The sequence below is a fragment of the Enterobacter sp. Res13-Sevr-PEC09-46 genome, assembly GCF_015672585.1.
GTDB lineage: Bacteria > Pseudomonadota > Gammaproteobacteria > Enterobacterales > Enterobacteriaceae > Enterobacter > Enterobacter hormaechei_C.
This window is the reverse complement of the sequence record NZ_JADABR010000018.1, coordinates 1-15,582: the sequence shown is the minus strand read 5'-3', so window position 1 is coordinate 15,582 and position 15,582 is coordinate 1. Positions and strand designations below refer to the sequence as shown.

16 protein-coding genes, 1 tRNA gene and 1 rRNA gene are annotated in these 15,582 nt (G+C 55.5%); 11 read left to right on the top strand and 7 right to left on the bottom strand.

Going from position 1 to position 15,582, the window contains the following annotated elements:
• Window positions 1–354: a DUF4156 domain-containing protein gene (locus tag IMQ56_RS11730; protein WP_003855938.1), complete on the bottom strand. Its 354-nt coding sequence runs from the start codon at window positions 352–354 to the stop codon at window positions 1–3.
• 233 nt (window positions 355–587) lie between these two features.
• On the opposite strand from IMQ56_RS11730, the gene IMQ56_RS11725 reads away from it, so the two are divergent.
• From IMQ56_RS11725 to iadA, 3 genes are read left to right on the top strand one after another with little or no spacing between them, the layout of a single operon-like run.
• Window positions 588–1,235 carry a nucleoside recognition domain-containing protein gene (locus IMQ56_RS11725; RefSeq protein ID WP_015572449.1) on the top strand — a complete coding sequence of 216 codons (648 nt, stop codon included), beginning with the start codon at window positions 588–590 and terminating at the stop codon, window positions 1,233–1,235.
• A complete protein-coding gene (locus tag IMQ56_RS11720; protein ID WP_015572448.1) occupies window positions 1,232–1,693 on the top strand; it encodes a YjiG family protein in 462 nt (153 codons plus the stop codon). Before IMQ56_RS11725 ends, IMQ56_RS11720 begins: the two co-directional genes overlap by 4 nt.
• A gap of 10 nt (window positions 1,694–1,703) precedes the next feature.
• Window positions 1,704–2,867 carry a beta-aspartyl-peptidase gene (iadA, locus tag IMQ56_RS11715; protein WP_047728104.1) on the top strand — a complete coding sequence of 388 codons (1,164 nt, stop codon included), beginning with the start codon at window positions 1,704–1,706 and terminating at the stop codon, window positions 2,865–2,867.
• A 65-nt stretch (window positions 2,868–2,932) separates the two neighbouring features.
• Here the strand turns inward: iadA and groL are convergent, their stop codons facing one another.
• Window positions 2,933–4,579: a chaperonin GroEL gene (gene groL, locus IMQ56_RS11710; protein ID WP_015572446.1), complete on the bottom strand. Its 1,647-nt coding sequence runs from the start codon at window positions 4,577–4,579 to the stop codon at window positions 2,933–2,935.
• Window positions 4,580–4,618: 39 nt separating this feature from the next.
• Window positions 4,619–4,912 (bottom strand): co-chaperone GroES, encoded by a 294-nt coding sequence (locus IMQ56_RS11705; RefSeq protein ID WP_003855929.1) that lies wholly within the window; start codon window positions 4,910–4,912, stop codon window positions 4,619–4,621.
• A gap of 178 nt (window positions 4,913–5,090) precedes the next feature.
• Here IMQ56_RS11705 and yjeH point away from each other — a divergent pair, with 178 nt between their 5' ends.
• The gene (gene yjeH / locus IMQ56_RS11700) at window positions 5,091–6,338 is read left to right on the top strand and encodes an L-methionine/branched-chain amino acid transporter (protein ID WP_196064019.1); all 1,248 of its coding nucleotides are present in this window, start codon (window positions 5,091–5,093) and stop codon (window positions 6,336–6,338) included.
• Window positions 6,339–6,361: 23 nt separating this feature from the next.
• Here yjeH and IMQ56_RS11695 read toward each other — a convergent pair whose 3' ends face one another.
• Complete coding sequence (locus tag IMQ56_RS11695; RefSeq protein WP_003855925.1) at window positions 6,362–6,826, bottom strand: FxsA family protein; 465 nt, start codon at window positions 6,824–6,826, stop codon at window positions 6,362–6,364.
• A gap of 335 nt (window positions 6,827–7,161) precedes the next feature.
• Here IMQ56_RS11695 and aspA point away from each other — a divergent pair, with 335 nt between their 5' ends.
• From aspA to IMQ56_RS11670, 5 genes are all read left to right on the top strand, one after another.
• The gene (gene aspA / locus IMQ56_RS11690; protein ID WP_015572444.1) at window positions 7,162–8,598 is read left to right on the top strand and encodes an aspartate ammonia-lyase; all 1,437 of its coding nucleotides are present in this window, start codon (window positions 7,162–7,164) and stop codon (window positions 8,596–8,598) included.
• A 116-nt stretch (window positions 8,599–8,714) separates the two neighbouring features.
• Complete coding sequence (locus tag IMQ56_RS11685; RefSeq protein ID WP_032670729.1) at window positions 8,715–10,016, top strand: anaerobic C4-dicarboxylate transporter; 1,302 nt, start codon at window positions 8,715–8,717, stop codon at window positions 10,014–10,016.
• A 113-nt stretch (window positions 10,017–10,129) separates the two neighbouring features.
• Entirely contained in the window at window positions 10,130–10,453 is a 324-nt protein-coding gene (cutA, locus tag IMQ56_RS11680; protein WP_003855908.1) for a divalent cation tolerance protein CutA, read from the top strand.
• Window positions 10,429–12,132, top strand: a complete 1,704-nt coding sequence (locus tag IMQ56_RS11675; protein WP_196064018.1) for a protein-disulfide reductase DsbD — start codon at window positions 10,429–10,431, stop codon at window positions 12,130–12,132. Before cutA ends, IMQ56_RS11675 begins: the two co-directional genes overlap by 25 nt.
• Before the next feature lie 49 nt (window positions 12,133–12,181).
• Window positions 12,182–12,757 (top strand): transcriptional regulator, encoded by a 576-nt coding sequence (locus IMQ56_RS11670; protein WP_017383972.1) that lies wholly within the window; start codon window positions 12,182–12,184, stop codon window positions 12,755–12,757.
• Here IMQ56_RS11670 and IMQ56_RS11665 read toward each other — a convergent pair.
• On the bottom strand, window positions 12,754–13,344 hold the full coding sequence (locus IMQ56_RS11665; protein ID WP_196064017.1) for a LysE family translocator: 591 nt from the start codon (window positions 13,342–13,344) through the stop codon (window positions 12,754–12,756). The genes IMQ56_RS11670 and IMQ56_RS11665 overlap by 4 nt on opposite strands.
• A gap of 37 nt (window positions 13,345–13,381) precedes the next feature.
• The gene (locus IMQ56_RS11660; protein WP_017383974.1) at window positions 13,382–14,227 is read right to left on the bottom strand and encodes an AraC family transcriptional regulator; all 846 of its coding nucleotides are present in this window, start codon (window positions 14,225–14,227) and stop codon (window positions 13,382–13,384) included.
• A 169-nt stretch (window positions 14,228–14,396) separates the two neighbouring features.
• Between IMQ56_RS11660 and IMQ56_RS11655 the strand changes: the two genes are divergently transcribed.
• Window positions 14,397–14,472, top strand: a tRNA-Phe gene (locus tag IMQ56_RS11655).
• A gap of 113 nt (window positions 14,473–14,585) precedes the next feature.
• Window positions 14,586–15,203 (top strand): DUF2238 domain-containing protein, encoded by a 618-nt coding sequence (locus IMQ56_RS11650; RefSeq protein WP_196064016.1) that lies wholly within the window; start codon window positions 14,586–14,588, stop codon window positions 15,201–15,203.
• 107 nt (window positions 15,204–15,310) lie between these two features.
• Here IMQ56_RS11650 and rrf read toward each other — a convergent pair.
• A 5S ribosomal RNA gene (gene rrf, locus IMQ56_RS11645) occupies window positions 15,311–15,426 on the bottom strand.
• Window positions 15,427–15,582 lie beyond the last annotated feature (156 nt).

Below are 15,582 nucleotides of genomic sequence, written 5' to 3'. Positions count from 1 at the left end.
TCAGTTCGGGCACTTATAGACCTGGCCGTTCATCTGGCTGGCGGTTGGCACAAAGCTGGACAGCATCCCCTGCGTCGGGCTGCTCACCCCGTAAATGACGTTGCCGCCCATTGCCGCAGCCTGATTACGCAGGGCATTGGCCGCACCGCGCATAGAGCCGCCCTCTTCGCCGTGCTGCCCCGACATCCAGTTGCTTTGCTCGCCAGTGGCGGTGCCTAACAGCTGGCATTCGCTGCCCGGCTTATCTTCCACAAAGCGAACGCTCTGGCCCGCTGCCGTCAGCTCATTGCTGGTGCTACAACCCGCCAGCAGCAATGCTGCACCTACAATCCCTGCACAGACTTTTATGCGCATGTTATTCCTCGTTTTCAATAAGCTGGACAGTAGTTGTCCGCGTGTAAACCTTATACTAAAAAGATGACCAAAAGAAAAATGCTGAGCATTTCTGCGAGCCAGATTCCGCTCGCACTCCTCCGACATCTTAAATGAATTCTGATAATAACCTTTGGGATATCGTGTTTTAGCCCCCGATCGTTTTTAGTGATGCGACGTACAACTTTTGTACGCGACTCAAAAAAGGGGGTTTCATGAGTGCATCATCCTCAGGAGAGGAAAAAGTAACCTGGGTGGGCTATCTGGCGTTCGTGCTCACCATCGTATTTTTCTCAGGTTTTTTCGCCAAAAGTACCGAATGGTGGCGCGTGCTGGATTTCACCGTGCTGAACGGCAGCTTTGGACCGGTGAACGGCGCGCTAACGTTTCGCGGTGAGGGCGGCACAGGAGCGAAAGATGGGTTTTTGTTTGCCCTTGAACTGGCGCCCTCGGTCATTTTATCGCTCGGGATCATTGCCGTTACCGAGGGGCTGGGCGGGCTGCGCGCCGCACAACAGCTCATGACGCCCATTCTGCGCCCGCTGCTCGGCGTGCCGGGCATCTGCTCTCTGGCGCTTATCGCCAACCTGCAAAATACCGATGCAGCCGCAGGGATGACCAAAGAGTTGACTGACGAAGGGGCGATTACTGACCATGAACGCGCCATTTTTGCCACCTTCCAGACCAGCGGTAGCGCCATTATTACCAACTATTTTTCTTCTGGTGCCGCACTCTTTACCTTTATTACCGTCCCGGTGATCACGCCGCTTGCCGTCATTCTGGTGTTCAAATTTGTTGGCGCGAACTTCCTGCGACTGTGGATCGCCCACATGGAAGTTCGCCGCGTTCAGGAGGAAAGATGATCGCCCAGCCGCGTAAAAATATCATGGACCTGTTTATCGATGGCGCCCGCCGCGGCTTTACCATCGCCACCACCAGCCTGCTGCCGAACGTGGTCATGGCGTTTGTCATCATTCAGGCGCTCAAGGTAACCGGCCTGCTGGATATTGTCGGCAGGGTATGCGAGCCCATCATGGCCCTGTGGGGGCTTCCGGGTGCGGCGGCAACGGTTCTTCTGGCCTCGGTAATGAGCATGGGCGGCGGTGTGGGGGTCTGCGCCAGTCTGGTCGCTGCCGGCACGCTCAACGGTCACGATGCCACCATCCTGCTGCCCGCCATCTATCTGATGGGTAATCCGGTGCAAAACACGGGCCGTTGCCTTGGCACCGCAGGCGTCAACCCGAAGTATTATCCGCACATCATCACTATCTGCGTCATTAACGCCCTGCTCTCAATGTGGGTGATGCAGCTACTCTTCTGAGGAGATAAAAATGGATTTTTCAGTGCTGGAACCGCACCTTTTCCGCAATGCGCAGCTTTACGCTCCCGAGGATCTTGGGCATTGCGATCTGCTGATTGCCGGAGGAAAAATCGTCGCAGTCGAAAAAGCGGGCCACGCCACAACGAGGCCAGACTGTCCTGAAAGCGATCTCGCCGGAGCGGTGGTTTGTCCGGGGTTTATCGATCAGCATGTACACCTGATTGGCGGCGGCGGTGAAGCCGGTCCCCACACCCGGACGCCAGAGGTGCGATTGTCTGCGCTGGTGGCGGCTGGCATCACCTCCGTTGTTGGCCTGCTGGGCACCGACGGCGTGACCCGCCATCCCGAGTCGCTGCTGGCGAAAACGCGGGCGCTTGAGCATGAAGGGATCAGCACGTGGATGCTGACAGGCGCGTATGGCCTGCCTTCTCCGACGATTACCGGCAGTATCGAAAAGGATGTGGCGCTGATTGATAAAATCATTGGCGTGAAATGCGCGATTTCCGACCATCGCTCTTCCGCGCCGGCAGATGACCAGCTCGCGAATATGGCCGCCCAGTCACGCGTCGGCGGGCTGCTGGGTGCCAAAGCGGGGATATCCGTGTTTCACCTCGGCAACAGCCCGAAACTGCTGGAGCCGCTGCTTAACATCCTGAATAACGCCGACGTGCCCCGCACGAAGCTGCTGCCAACTCACGTCAACCGCGCCCAGGCACTGTTCCACGCCGCACTGGACTATGCCCGCGAAGGGGGGTACATCGACATCACCACCAGCATCAGCGAGCCTGTTGATGCCGCCACCGCTATCGCGACGGCCCGTGAAGCACAGGTGCCGTTTAACCGGCTCACGCTCAGCTCGGATGGCAACGGCAGCCAGCCGAATTTTGACGCAAATGGTAATCTTGTTGGCATTGGCGTGGCGGGATTTGAGTCCCTGCTTGAGACGCTACAGCAGCTGGTCGGCCGGTATCACCTGCCGCTGGAGGAGGCGCTTCTGCCGTTTACGCGTAACGTGGCGGAGTTTCTCGGCCTGGAGCATAAAGGGCGGATCGCGCCCGGATGCGATGCCGACGTCCTGGTGCTGACCGATGATCTGAAGATCCGCGAGGTCTGGGCGAAAGGCCGCCAGATGGTGCGTGGAGGCGTTGTATGCGTGAAAGGCACGTTTGAGTAGAAGACAATAAAAAACCCCGGGCATTGCTGCCCGGGGTTCGTTTTGAGAGGTTCAGAACAACATGATTACATCATGCCGCCCATGCCACCCATGCCGCCCATACCACCAGCAGCACCTAAGTCAGGCGCGTCGCCTTTAGGCAGGTCGGTCACCATGCACTCGGTCGTGATCATCAGACCAGCTACAGATGCCGCGTATTGCAGTGCAGAACGGGTCACTTTAGTTGGATCCAGGATACCGAAGTCGATCATGTTGCCGTATTCTTCAGTTGCCGCGTTGTAACCGTAGTTACCTTCACCCGCTTTCACGTTGTTCGCAACCACAGACGGCTCTTCACCGGCGTTGGACACGATCTGACGCAGAGGAGCTTCCATCGCGCGCAGCGCAACTTTGATACCCACGTTCTGGTCTTCGTTCTGAGCAGTCAGGCCAGCCAGTTTAGCGGCTACACGCACCAGCGCGACACCACCACCAGCAACCACGCCTTCTTCTACCGCAGCACGGGTCGCGTGCAGGGCGTCGTCAACGCGTGCTTTCTTCTCTTTCATTTCAACTTCGGTAGCCGCACCGACTTTGATTACCGCTACGCCGCCTGCCAGTTTCGCTACGCGCTCCTGGAGTTTTTCACGGTCGTAATCGGAAGTTGCTTCTTCGATCTGCTTACGGATCTGACCAACACGGCCCTGAATAGCAGCTTCTTCACCCACACCGTCGATGATGGTGGTGGTGTCTTTGTTGATCACAACGCGTTTCGCCTGGCCCAGGTCTTCCAGGGTCGCTTTTTCCAGCTCCATACCGATCTCTTCGGAGATCACGGTACCGCCAGTCAGGGTAGCGATATCCTGAAGCATCGCTTTACGACGATCGCCGAAGCCAGGTGCTTTAACCGCTGCCACTTTCACGATGCCACGCATGGTGTTAACCACCAGAGTCGCCAGCGCTTCGCCTTCAACGTCTTCAGCAATGATTACCAGCGGCTTGCCTGCTTTCGCAACGGCTTCCAGCACTGGCAGCATTTCGCGGATGTTGGAGATTTTCTTGTCAGCCAGCAGGATGAACGGGCTTTCCAGCTCAACAGCGCCAGTTTCTGGCTTGTTGATGAAGTATGGAGACAGGTAACCGCGATCGAACTGCATACCTTCAACCACGTCCAGTTCGTCTTCCAGACCAGTACCGTCTTCAACGGTGATCACGCCTTCTTTACCGACTTTATCCATCGCTTCAGCGATCAGTTTACCTACGGTTTCGTCGGAGTTAGCGGAGATAGTACCAACCTGAGCAATGGCTTTAGAGTCAGAGCACGGTACGGACAGCGCTTTCAGTTCTTCAACAGCAGAGGCGACAGCTTTGTCGATACCACGTTTCAGATCCATTGGGTTCATGCCCGCAGCAACGGCTTTCAGGCCTTCGGTGATGATCGCCTGCGCCAGTACGGTCGCGGTGGTGGTGCCGTCACCGGCAGCGTCGTTCGCTTTAGAGGCAACTTCTTTCACCATCTGTGCGCCCATGTTTTCGAACTTGTCTTCCAGCTCGATTTCACGTGCAACAGAAACACCATCTTTGGTGATGGTTGGCGCGCCGAAGGATTTGTCCAGCACTACGTTACGGCCTTTCGGGCCCAGAGTGACTTTCACTGCGTCTGCCAGTACGTTTACGCCGCGGAGCATTTTTACACGAGCGTCGTTACCGAATTTTACGTCTTTAGCTGCCATGTTCTTATTTCCTCAAATTCGTACAGTTTCGTGCGTTAATTACGCTTCAACAATTGCCAGAATGTCGCTCTCGGACATGATCAACACTTCTTCATTGTCGATCTTCTCGGATTTCACGCCGTAGCCATCGTTGAAAATGACGATGTCACCAACTTTAACGTCCAGTGGCTGCACAGTTCCGTTTTCCAGGATGCGGCCCTTACCGACAGCGATGATTTCGCCACGCGTTGATTTTGCTGCTGCTGAACCGGTCAGAACGATGCCGCCAGCAGACTTGGTTTCAACTTCTTTACGTTTGACGATCACACGATCATGTAACGGACGAATACTCATTGATAGCTCTCCTTTGAGAAAGTCATTATCAGTTATGGATGACGCCGGTCCGCATGCGGTTTTCCGGCTAGTGCCCTGAGAGATGGGGATAGCTTTTTACCCCTTCAAGGGGTAATCGAAAAAAAATTTGCGAAAGTGTTACCATCCACTCTCTTTTGATGGTCGCGGGACGAGGTAAATGAGTGGACTCAGGCAGGAGTTGGGGCTGGCGCAGGGCATTGGCTTACTCTCAACGTCTTTATTAGGCACGGGGGTATTTGCGGTTCCCGCGCTGGCGGCATTGGTTGCCGGCAATAACAGTCTTTGGGCATGGCCGGTGCTGATCGTGCTGGTGTTTCCGGTGGCGATTGTCTTTGCCATACTCGGGCGGCACTTCCCGAGCGCAGGCGGCGTAGCGCATTTTGTCGGCATGGCGTTTGGGCCGCGGATGGAGCGCGTCACCGGCTGGCTATTTTTGTCGGTGATACCCGTTGGCCTTCCGGCAGCCCTGCATATCGCAACCGGCTTCGGACAGGCGCTGTTTGGCTGGCACGATGAACAACTGCTGCTGGCTGAACTCGGTACGCTGGCCATTGTCTGGTGGGTTGGCTCACGCGGGGCCAGTTCCAGCGCCAATCTGCAAACGCTGGTCGCCATGTTAATTGTCGCGCTGATCGTCGCCATCTGGTTTGCGGGTGACATTACGGTGGCGGATATTCCTTTCCCCGCGATTAACGACATCGACCACGCACAGCTTTTCGCTGCACTATCCGTCATGTTCTGGTGTTTCGTCGGTCTGGAGGCGTTCGCTCATCTGGCATCCGAGTTTAAACAGCCCGAGCGTGATTTCCCCCGCGCCCTGATGATTGGCCTGCTGCTGGCGGGTACCGTGTACTGGGCCTGTACCGTACTGGTGCTGCACTTCAATGCGTTCGGTGAAGAGAAAGCCGCCGCCGCGTCGCTGCCGGGCATCGTGGTGCAGCTGTTTGGCGTTAAGGCCCTGTGGGTAGCCTGCGTGATTGGCTATCTCGCCTGCTTTGCCAGCCTCAACATCTATATTCAGAGCTTCGCCCGGCTGGTGTGGTCTCAGGCACTTTATAAACCGGATAGCCCCCTCTCACGCCTGTCAAAGCGTCAGCTTCCGGTGAATGCGCTGAATAGCGTACTGGGCTGCTGCGTGGTGAGTTCCCTGGCCATTTATCTCCTCGACATCAACCTTGACGCGCTGATTGTCTACGCCAACGGTATTTTCATCATGATCTACCTGCTGTGCATGCTGGCGGGCTGTCGGCTACTGAAAGGACGCTTTAAGGCGCTGGCGGCTGTCGGGTGTGTCCTGTGCCTGATGCTGCTGGCGATGGTGGGATGGAAGAGTGTGTACGCCATCGTCATGCTGGCGGGGCTGTGGGTGTTTTTACCGAAGCGGCAAAAGCCGCAGGCCCGGTGAGCGAGCGCCACCGGGCCACAAACTCACCGATCGTCTTTATGATCTAACCGGTCGCGCTGCTCATCCTTACGCTGATATTCCCCTTCAAAGGTATCCCCCGGGCCGGTGCTGAAACCACCGCCTGGCATACGGCTGAAACGCAGGTGCGGCAGCAGCTTCATGGTCAGATGCTTCTGCACCGGCGGCAACAGCAACAGCAGGCCGAGGAAGTCGGTGAAGAAACCAGGCAGGATCAGCAGCAAACCAGCAATAATCAGCGACACGCTTTTGATCATCTCGGCGGCCGGGCTTTCGCCTGCGGCCATCTTCTGCTGCATTAACAGGAAATTTTTGAAACCCTGATTGCGCACCAGCGACATGCCGATGACGGAGGTGAAGATCACCAGAATCAGCGTCAGCAGGACGCCCAGCACATGGGCAACCTGGATGAAAATCGAAATCTCAATGTAAACATAAAGAAAGAAAGCAATAAATGGTATCCAGCGCACTGGCATCTCCTGTGTGGCAGGTGCCTTCAGGCCCCTGACTGAATGTGTTCGCGAAGCGCGTAGATAAGAAATGGTGACGGTTAGCCAAAATTCAATCGGTTTGCACGGATATTTTTTCTGGAAATATTAAAGCGGTGACATATTTCACAGATTAATAATTATCATGAAATCGGGTCGATAATAAGTGATCCAGCTTACGGCAATTCGCTATCATCAGCATATGATCTCGAACATCTGGCCGATTGAGGGAATAATCGTCGGTCATAAAATATTCAAAACCACATATATACTGTGTGTTTAGTACAATCCATCGGCAGCTTGAAAAGAAGGTTCACATGTTAAACAACATTCGTATCGAAGAAGATTTGTTGGGTACCAGGGAAGTTCCAGCGGATGCCTACTATGGTGTTCACACTCTGAGAGCGATTGAAAACTTCTACATCAGCAACAGCAAAATCAGCGACATCCCTGAATTTGTGCGTGGCATGGTGATGGTAAAAAAAGCCGCGGCTCTGGCGAACAAAGAGCTGCAAACCATTCCTAAAAGCGCTGCAAATGCGATTATCGCCGCGTGCGATGAGGTGCTGAACAACGGCAAATGCATGGATCAGTTCCCGGTCGACGTCTATCAGGGCGGCGCGGGCACCTCCGTCAACATGAACACCAACGAAGTGCTGGCAAACATCGGCCTGGAGCTGATGGGTCATCAGAAAGGTGAATACCAGTACCTGAACCCGAACGACCACGTTAACAAATGTCAGTCCACCAACGACGCCTACCCAACCGGCTTCCGCATCGCGGTGTATGCCTCTATCGTCAAACTGGTCGACGCGATTAATCAGCTGGGCGATGGCTTCCAGCGTAAAGCCGTTGAGTTCCAGGACATCCTGAAAATGGGCCGTACCCAGTTGCAGGACGCGGTGCCAATGACCCTCGGACAGGAATTCCACGCGTTTAACGTGCTGCTGAATGAAGAGACCAAAAACCTGCTGCGCACGTCCGAACTGCTGCTGGAAGTGAACCTGGGCGCAACCGCCATCGGTACACGCCTGAACACGCCAGATGGCTATCAGCAGCTGGCGGTACAGAAGCTGGCTGAAGTGTCCAACTTGCCGGTTGTGCCTGCGGAAGACCTGATTGAAGCTACCTCAGACTGCGGCGCCTACGTGATGGTGCACAGCGCACTGAAACGTCTGGCGGTGAAACTGTCCAAAATCTGTAACGACCTGCGCCTGCTCTCCTCCGGTCCGCGCGCTGGCCTGAATGAAATCAACCTGCCAGAGTTGCAGGCGGGTTCATCCATCATGCCAGCTAAAGTGAACCCGGTGGTGCCAGAGGTGGTGAACCAGGTTTGCTTCAAGGTTATTGGTAACGATACGACCGTCACCATGGCATCCGAAGCCGGTCAGCTCCAGTTGAACGTGATGGAGCCGGTGATTGGCCAGGCGATGTTTGAATCTATCCATATTCTGACCAACGCCTGCTACAACCTGCTGGAAAAATGCATCAACGGCATCACCGCGAATAAAGAAGTGTGTGAAGGCTACGTCTATAACTCCATCGGCATCGTCACCTACCTCAACCCGTTCATCGGCCACCACAACGGCGATATCGTCGGGAAGATTTGTGCCGAAACCGGTAAGAGCGTGCGTGAGGTGGTTCTCGAGCGAGGATTGTTGACCGAAGCCGAACTGGACGATATCTTCTCCGCCCAGAACCTGATGCACCCGGCATATAAAGCGAAACGATATACCGATGAAAGCGAACAGTAACCGTTCAGGCTAAGCTTCCGAAAGGCACGTCACTTGTGACGTGCCTTTTTTCTTTATGGGCGTTACCAAAACACAACAATTCAATATCAACTTGTTAATGAGCAAGGCAGGTCTTTATGTTTGGAGCAGAACTCGTCATCGTCCTGTTGGCGATTTATTTGGGCGCACGACTCGGGGGTATCGGCATCGGTTTTGCCGGCGGTCTCGGGGTGCTTGTACTTACCCTGATCTTTCAGATTAAACCCGGCGCAATCCCTTTTGACGTTATCGAAATCATCATGGCGGTTATTGCTGCTATCGCGGCTATGCAGGTCGCAGGCGGTATGGACTACCTGGTGAGCCTGGCGGAGCGAATGCTGCGTCGCCATCCGAAATACATCACCTTCCTTGCCCCACTGGTGACCTGGTTTATGACCATTCTCGCCGGTACCGGCCATACCGCTTTCTCCACGCTGCCGGTAATCACCGAAGTGGCGAAAGAGCAGGGTATTCGCCCGTCTCGCCCTCTTTCTATTGCCGTGGTCGCCTCCCAGATTGCGATTACCGCCTCGCCTATTTCCGCGGCGGTGGTCTTCTTCGCGGGTATCCTTGAGCCGATGGGCGTAAGTTACCTGACGCTGCTGGCAATCTGTATTCCGGTCACGCTGATGGCGGTAATGATCACTGCCGTACTGTGTAACTTCCTTGGCGCCGAGCTGAAAGACGATCCGGTTTACCAGGAGCGTCTGGCAAAAGGTGAAGTGAGCCTGCGCGGTAGTCAGGTCTTCGAGCTGAAGCCGCATGCAAAACGCTCCGTGCTGCTGTTCCTGATTGGTATCGTCGCCGTGATGTTCTACGCCACCGCCATCAGCGACACGGTAGGTCTGATCCAGAACCCGGTTCTGCCGCGTAACGAAGCCATTGTGGTATTTATGCTGACCATCGCGACGTTGATCAGCATCACCTGTAAAATCGACACCAGCGAAGTGCTGAACGCCAGCACCTTCAAATCCGGTATGAGCGCCTGCGTGTGCGTGCTGGGCGTGGCGTGGCTCGGTGATACCTTTGTGAAAGCGCACATTAGCGATATCCAGACCGTTGCAGGCGACCTGCTGCACAACTATCCGTGGCTGCTGGCGGTAGTGCTGTTCTTTGCCGCGACGTTGCTGTACTCCCAGGCTGCGACCACCAAAGCGCTGATGCCTGCGGCACTGATGCTGGGCGTGACGCCGCTGACGGCGATTGCCTCTTTTGCAGCGGTTTCCGCCCTGTTCGTTCTGCCCACCTACCCAACCCTGCTGGCCGCGGTTGAGATGGATGACACCGGCTCAACCCGTATTGGTAAATACGTGTTTAACCACGCGTTCCTGATCCCGGGCGTGGTGGCGATTACGCTCTGCGTGATCCTCGGCTTTATCATCGGCGGCATTGTGCTGTAAACGATTAGCCGTTGTAAAAATAGTTAAAATCGGGCCGCTCTGCGGCCCGTTTCATTAATGACCAACCGCCTTGCGTGATATAGTGAAGACTTTCGTGATGAGGAGGTCGACTTGTGAACACGCCTGATGCTGTTGTTGTACTGTGCACCGCCCCTGATGAAGCTTCTGCCCAGGATCTGGCCGCCAAAGTGTTGGCCGAAAAACTGGCTGCCTGTGTCACACTTCTTCCCGGCGCCACCTCCCTTTATTACTGGGAAGGTAAGCTGGAGCAAGAGTACGAAGTCCAGATGTTGCTCAAAACCAACCTGACAAACCAGCAGGCGCTCCTCGACTGCCTCAAGTCTCATCATCCATACCAAACCCCGGAGCTGCTGGTTCTGCCAGTGGTCCACGGCGATAACGATTATCTCTCATGGCTCAACGCTTCATTACGCTGATCCTGCTGCTGTGCAGCACGTCAGCTTTTGCCGGATTGTTTGACGCACCCGGCCGTTCGAACTTTATTCCTGCCGACCAGGCGTTCGTTTTCGACTTTCAGCAAAACCAGCACGATCTCAGTCTCACCTGGCAGGTGAAAGAGGGTTACTACCTCTATCGCAAGCAGGTCAGCATCACGCCGGCAAAGGCGAACGTCGGCGCATTGCAGATGCCCGCTGGCGAGTGGCACGAGGACGAGTTCTACGGTAAGAGTGAAATTTATCGTCAGCGCTTAAGCGTGCCCGTCACGGTGAATCAGGCGGATAAAGGCGCTACCCTGACGGTGACGTATCAGGGCTGCGCCGATGCGGGCTTCTGCTATCCCCCTGAAACAAAGGTCGTTCCGCTTAGCGAAGTGAAAGCGGCGGCCTCCCCTCTCCCCTCAGGGGAGAGGGCCAGGGTGAGGGGTGAAGGCAAAGCCGCTTCAGACCTTCCGTTCTCAGCGCTTTGGGCGTTATTGATTGGTATCGGCATCGCCTTTACGCCCTGCGTGCTGCCCATGTACCCGCTTATCTCTGGCATCGTGCTGGGCGGTAAACAACGCCTTTCCACTACCCGCGCGCTGTTGCTGGCCTTTATCTATGTGCAGGGCATGGCGTTAACCTATACGGCGCTCGGCCTCGTGGTCGCCGCTGCCGGGTTGCAGTTCAAGGCCGCCCTTCAGCACCCTTATGTGCTTATCGGTCTGTCAGCGGTGTTTATTCTGCTGGCGCTGTCGATGTTTGGCCTGTTCACCCTGCAACTGCCCTCTTCCCTGCAAACCCGTCTGACGCTAATGAGCAACCGTCAGCAGGGTGGCTCTGCGGGCGGCGTGTTCGCCATGGGTGCCATCGCCGGGCTGATTTGCTCCCCCTGCACCACCGCGCCGTTGAGCGCCATCCTGTTATACATTGCTCAGAGCGGCAACCTGTGGCTCGGCGGCGGCACGCTGTACCTCTACGCGCTCGGCATGGGCCTGCCGCTGATCCTGGTGACGGTGTTTGGCAATCGTCTGCTGCCGAAGAGCGGACCGTGGATGGAGACGGTGAAAACCGCGTTTGGTTTTGTCATTCTGGCGCTACCGGTATTCCTGCTGGAGCGCATCATTGGTGATGTGTGGGGTACACGTCTGTGGGCGATGCTCGGCGTGGCCTTCTTCAGTTGGGCGTTTATCGTGAGTCTGGGGGCGAAGAAACCGTGGATGCGCCTGCTACAGATCCTTCTGCTGGCGGCCGCGCTGGTGAGCGTCCGTCCACTACAGGACTGGGCGTTTGGCACCCCGGCAGGTCAAACGCAGGCTCATCTGAATTTTATACAGATTAAGAACGTGGATGACCTTAACCGCGCCCTGGCGCAGGCGAAAGGCAAACCGGTCATGCTCGATCTCTACGCAGACTGGTGCGTGGCCTGCAAAGAGTTTGAAAAATACACCTTCAGCGATCCGCAGGTACAACACGCGCTGAGCGATACCGTTCTGCTCCAGGCGAACGTTACCGCCAACAGCGCGCAGGATAAGGCTCTGCTGAAGCAACTTAATGTGCTCGGGCTGCCTACCATCCTGTTCTTCAATGAACAGGGGGAAGAACAGCCGACGCAACGTGTAACCGGGTTTATGGACGCGACGGCATTCAACGCGCATTTGCGCAATCGCCAACCGTAAACAACACTTTAGACGGGACAAACCGTTGGGAATAGCGGAGGAGATAACCGTGCAACGCGAAGACGTACTGGGACAAGCCCTGCAATTGCTTGAGATTCAAGGGATCGCCAGCACCACGCTTGAGATGGTCGCCGACCGTATCGATTACCCTCTGGATGAACTTAAGCGCTTCTGGCCGGATAAAGAGGCGCTGCTGTATGATGCCCTGCGCTATCTCAGCCAGCAGGTGGATATCTGGCGCAGGCAGCTGATGCTGAATGAAGAGCTGACCACCGAGCAAAAGCTGCTGGCGCGCTATACCGCACTGACGGAGTGTGTAACCAACAACCGTTACCCAGGCTGTCTGTTTATCGCCGCCTGCACCTACTATCCGGATCCCGGACACCCCATCCATCAACTGGCAGATCAGCAAAAACGTGCCGCGCACGAGTTCACACACGAGCTGCTGACCACACTTGAAGTGGATGACCCGGCAATGGTCGCGAAGCAGATGGAGCTGGTGCTGGAAGGTTGCCTGAGCCGCATGCTGGTGAACCGTAGCCAGGCGGATGTGGATACGGCGCACCGTCTGGCGGAAGATATTTTGCGGTTCGCGCAGTGTCGTATGGGTGGTGCTCTGACCTAAGCCAGCATTCCCGTCCAGGCGGAAATAAACAAGCACAGCGCCATCGCGCGCTGAAATCGCACCATCGCCACGGTGGTGCGGAAAATCCGGTTCACCGCCTTCCCCAGCCACGCCCAGCACAACAAACAAGCCACGGAGATCGCCAGAAACCATAGCGCCATCAGCGCAACATCCCGAAATGCATGGTCGCTTGCCGGAGCAAACAGGCTGACAACTGCCAGCGCCATCATCCACGTTTTTGGGTTTACAACCTGTAATAACGCCGCCGCCCGCGCGGTAAACCGGACATGGCGTCTGGAGGAGAGGTTCGCGGCCGGGGCGCTAAACAGCTGCCAGCTCATCCAGGAAAGCCACAGCACGCCCGCCCAGCTCATTACCTGACGTATCAGCGGATACTGGCGTAACACTTCTCCTGCCCCAGCCCCCGAAACCAGAACAATAGCGCTGGCGGCAATACACCCGCTCAGGATCGCAGGAACCGTATTTTTTACGCCAAAGTGCTGACTGTTAGCCAGTACCAGAATATTGGTTGGCCCCGGCGTAATCGAGGCAACAAATGCAAACAGCAGGAAGGGTAATAAATTCACAGGTGACTCCTTTTTTATTAGAGCCACGAATGTGCCGTTATTTTCTGGAAACGTCTGGAAGGTTTGTGCACAACCGACGGTAGTGTGCCGGAGAAATACGGTATGCCCGCTGGAACCAGCGACCAAGATGGCTTTGATCGGCAAAACCCACTGCCGCCGCAACATCAACAGGCAGTTCCCCACACGCCAGCATCTGTCGGGCCTTTGCCAGGCGCAGCTGGATAAGCCAGGCGTGCGGTGCCAGGTGAAATTCGCGCTTAAAACAGCGGGTGAGCGTAAAGCGGTCCGTACCCGTCTCACGGGCAAGGTCTGACAGCCCCACGTTCTCGCCGATATGCGCATAGAGATAGTCGCGGGCACGATGCGCCACGGCGGAGCTTTGTAACTGCAACGGGAGTTTCTTACGCCAGTGGCAGTGGGCAGTGATCTGAGAGAGCAGGTTATCCATTGTGCTCTGTTGGACGATCTTCATTTCATCGTTATGCAACGAGGCAAATGTATCACCGATAGCGCGCACCAACTGAGGCTCTCGCGTCAGCGTTTGGGCAAAGTGGAGGGTGTAGCTCCCGGGAGTAGAGTCGTACAGCCCTTGAAGCGTACGGGTGAGCCAGTGTTCATCCAGATAAAAGGTCAGATAAGTAAAGCCCCCCTCTATCGGCGCATCACCGTCATGGATCTCCCCGGGCTCAAGTAAAAAAGCATCGCCCGGCTGGCTACGGTGGCGTTCACGGCGACAGTGGAACTGCTGGGTGCCGGAAAGGGTTATTCCGACCAGATAGCTATCATGCCAGTGGGGATCAAAGGCATGTCCTTCGAAATGCGCCTTAATTGTCTCAATACCTGTTTCTGCATGCTGACGCAGCTCAAGCCAGTCGTTTGCCATACTGCCCTCCTCTTTCCGTCAGCATTGTCACATCTTGCCTGAACTGTCTGGAAGATTTGTGCAATTCCAGGGCACAAACGGACAGATTGCCGCAAACTTAAGCAGTTGAACAGCTTTTCCCGAAATAATGTTGACGATCGCGCGCGATTGCGGTTTAATGCGCTCCGTTGCCCGGATAGCTCAGTCGGTAGAGCAGGGGATTGAAAATCCCCGTGTCCTTGGTTCGATTCCGAGTCCGGGCACCACTATTTAAAGAACCCAGCCTATGGCTGGGTTTTTGCTTTTCTGTATCTGCTACGCATTGAATTTTCCCTTCTGTCAGGTAATAGTGATTTTTTTCCCTGACAATGAAAATGATATGACCTTATCTGCTTTAAAAGTCGGGTCACTGCTCCTGCTGTTGATCCTGTTTTATACCGGCCTGTTCACGAGCGATCGCATCACCTGGCTGATGGAGGTGACGCCCGTCATTATCATCATCCCACTTCTGCTTGCCACGCATCGGCGATACCCCCTGACTCCCCTTCTCTATACCCTGGTTTTCTTCCACGCCATCATTCTGATGGTTGGTGGTATGTACACCTATGCAAAGGTTCCGGTTGGTTTTGAGGTTCAGGAGATGCTCGGGCTTAGCCGAAATCCGTATGACAAGCTCGGTCACTTCTTCCAGGGGCTGGTTCCCGCACTGGCAGCGCGAGAAATTCTGCTGCGCGGTGGGTATGTTCGTGGACATAAGATGACGGGATTTCTGGTGTGCTGTGTTGCTCTGGCCATTAGCGCCACCTATGAACTCATTGAGTGGTGGGCAGCTTTGGCAATGGGACAGGGTGCGGATGATTTTCTGGGGACGCAGGGCGATCCATGGGATACCCAGTCTGATATGTTTTGCGCGCTGCTTGGTGCGTTAACGACGGTGCTGATCCTTGGGCGTTTCCATCAGCGGCAATTGCTTCGTTTTAATGTTTGTCAGGGATAGTACGCTCTGAGTTGCCGGGTGGCGGCTTCGCCTTACCCGGCCTGCCGTTTTTCAGTAAACAAACGCAAAAAGGCCATCCTCCCGGATGGCCTCTTCACTTGTTTGATGCCTGGCAGTTCCCTACTCTCACATGGGGAGACCCCACACTACCATCGGCGCTACGGCGTTTCACTTCTGAGTTCGGCATGGGGTCAGGTGGGACCACCGCGCTACAGCCGCCAGGCAAATTCTTGTGCTCTGTCCTGTGTCTTTCGCACTGATACTGCGTTGGCTGCTCTCGTAAAGTCAGTCACATACCTCAGTATGCTCCTTCCTTTCCTTCGTTTGCCGCCTTGTCTCAGCGCAAAATCCTTCGGACTCTGAATCTAAGCTGAAAATC

Coding starts and splice junctions, on each gene's coding strand:
- groL (WP_015572446.1), bottom strand. CDS start 4,579: ATGGCAGCTAAAGACGTAAAATTCGGTAACGACGCTCGTGTAAAAATG.
- IMQ56_RS11725 (WP_015572449.1), top strand. CDS start 588: ATGAGTGCATCATCCTCAGGAGAGGAAAAAGTAACCTGGGTGGGCTAT.
- aspA (WP_015572444.1), top strand. CDS start 7,162: ATGTTAAACAACATTCGTATCGAAGAAGATTTGTTGGGTACCAGGGAA.
- IMQ56_RS11685 (WP_032670729.1), top strand. CDS start 8,715: ATGTTTGGAGCAGAACTCGTCATCGTCCTGTTGGCGATTTATTTGGGC.
- IMQ56_RS11720 (WP_015572448.1), top strand. CDS start 1,232: ATGATCGCCCAGCCGCGTAAAAATATCATGGACCTGTTTATCGATGGC.
- IMQ56_RS11705 (WP_003855929.1), bottom strand. CDS start 4,912: ATGAGTATTCGTCCGTTACATGATCGTGTGATCGTCAAACGTAAAGAA.
- IMQ56_RS11675 (WP_196064018.1), top strand. CDS start 10,429: ATGGCTCAACGCTTCATTACGCTGATCCTGCTGCTGTGCAGCACGTCA.
- yjeH (WP_196064019.1), top strand. CDS start 5,091: ATGAGTGGACTCAGGCAGGAGTTGGGGCTGGCGCAGGGCATTGGCTTA.
- IMQ56_RS11650 (WP_196064016.1), top strand. CDS start 14,586: ATGACCTTATCTGCTTTAAAAGTCGGGTCACTGCTCCTGCTGTTGATC.
- iadA (WP_047728104.1), top strand. CDS start 1,704: ATGGATTTTTCAGTGCTGGAACCGCACCTTTTCCGCAATGCGCAGCTT.
- IMQ56_RS11730 (WP_003855938.1), bottom strand. CDS start 354: ATGCGCATAAAAGTCTGTGCAGGGATTGTAGGTGCAGCATTGCTGCTG.
- IMQ56_RS11660 (WP_017383974.1), bottom strand. CDS start 14,227: ATGGCAAACGACTGGCTTGAGCTGCGTCAGCATGCAGAAACAGGTATT.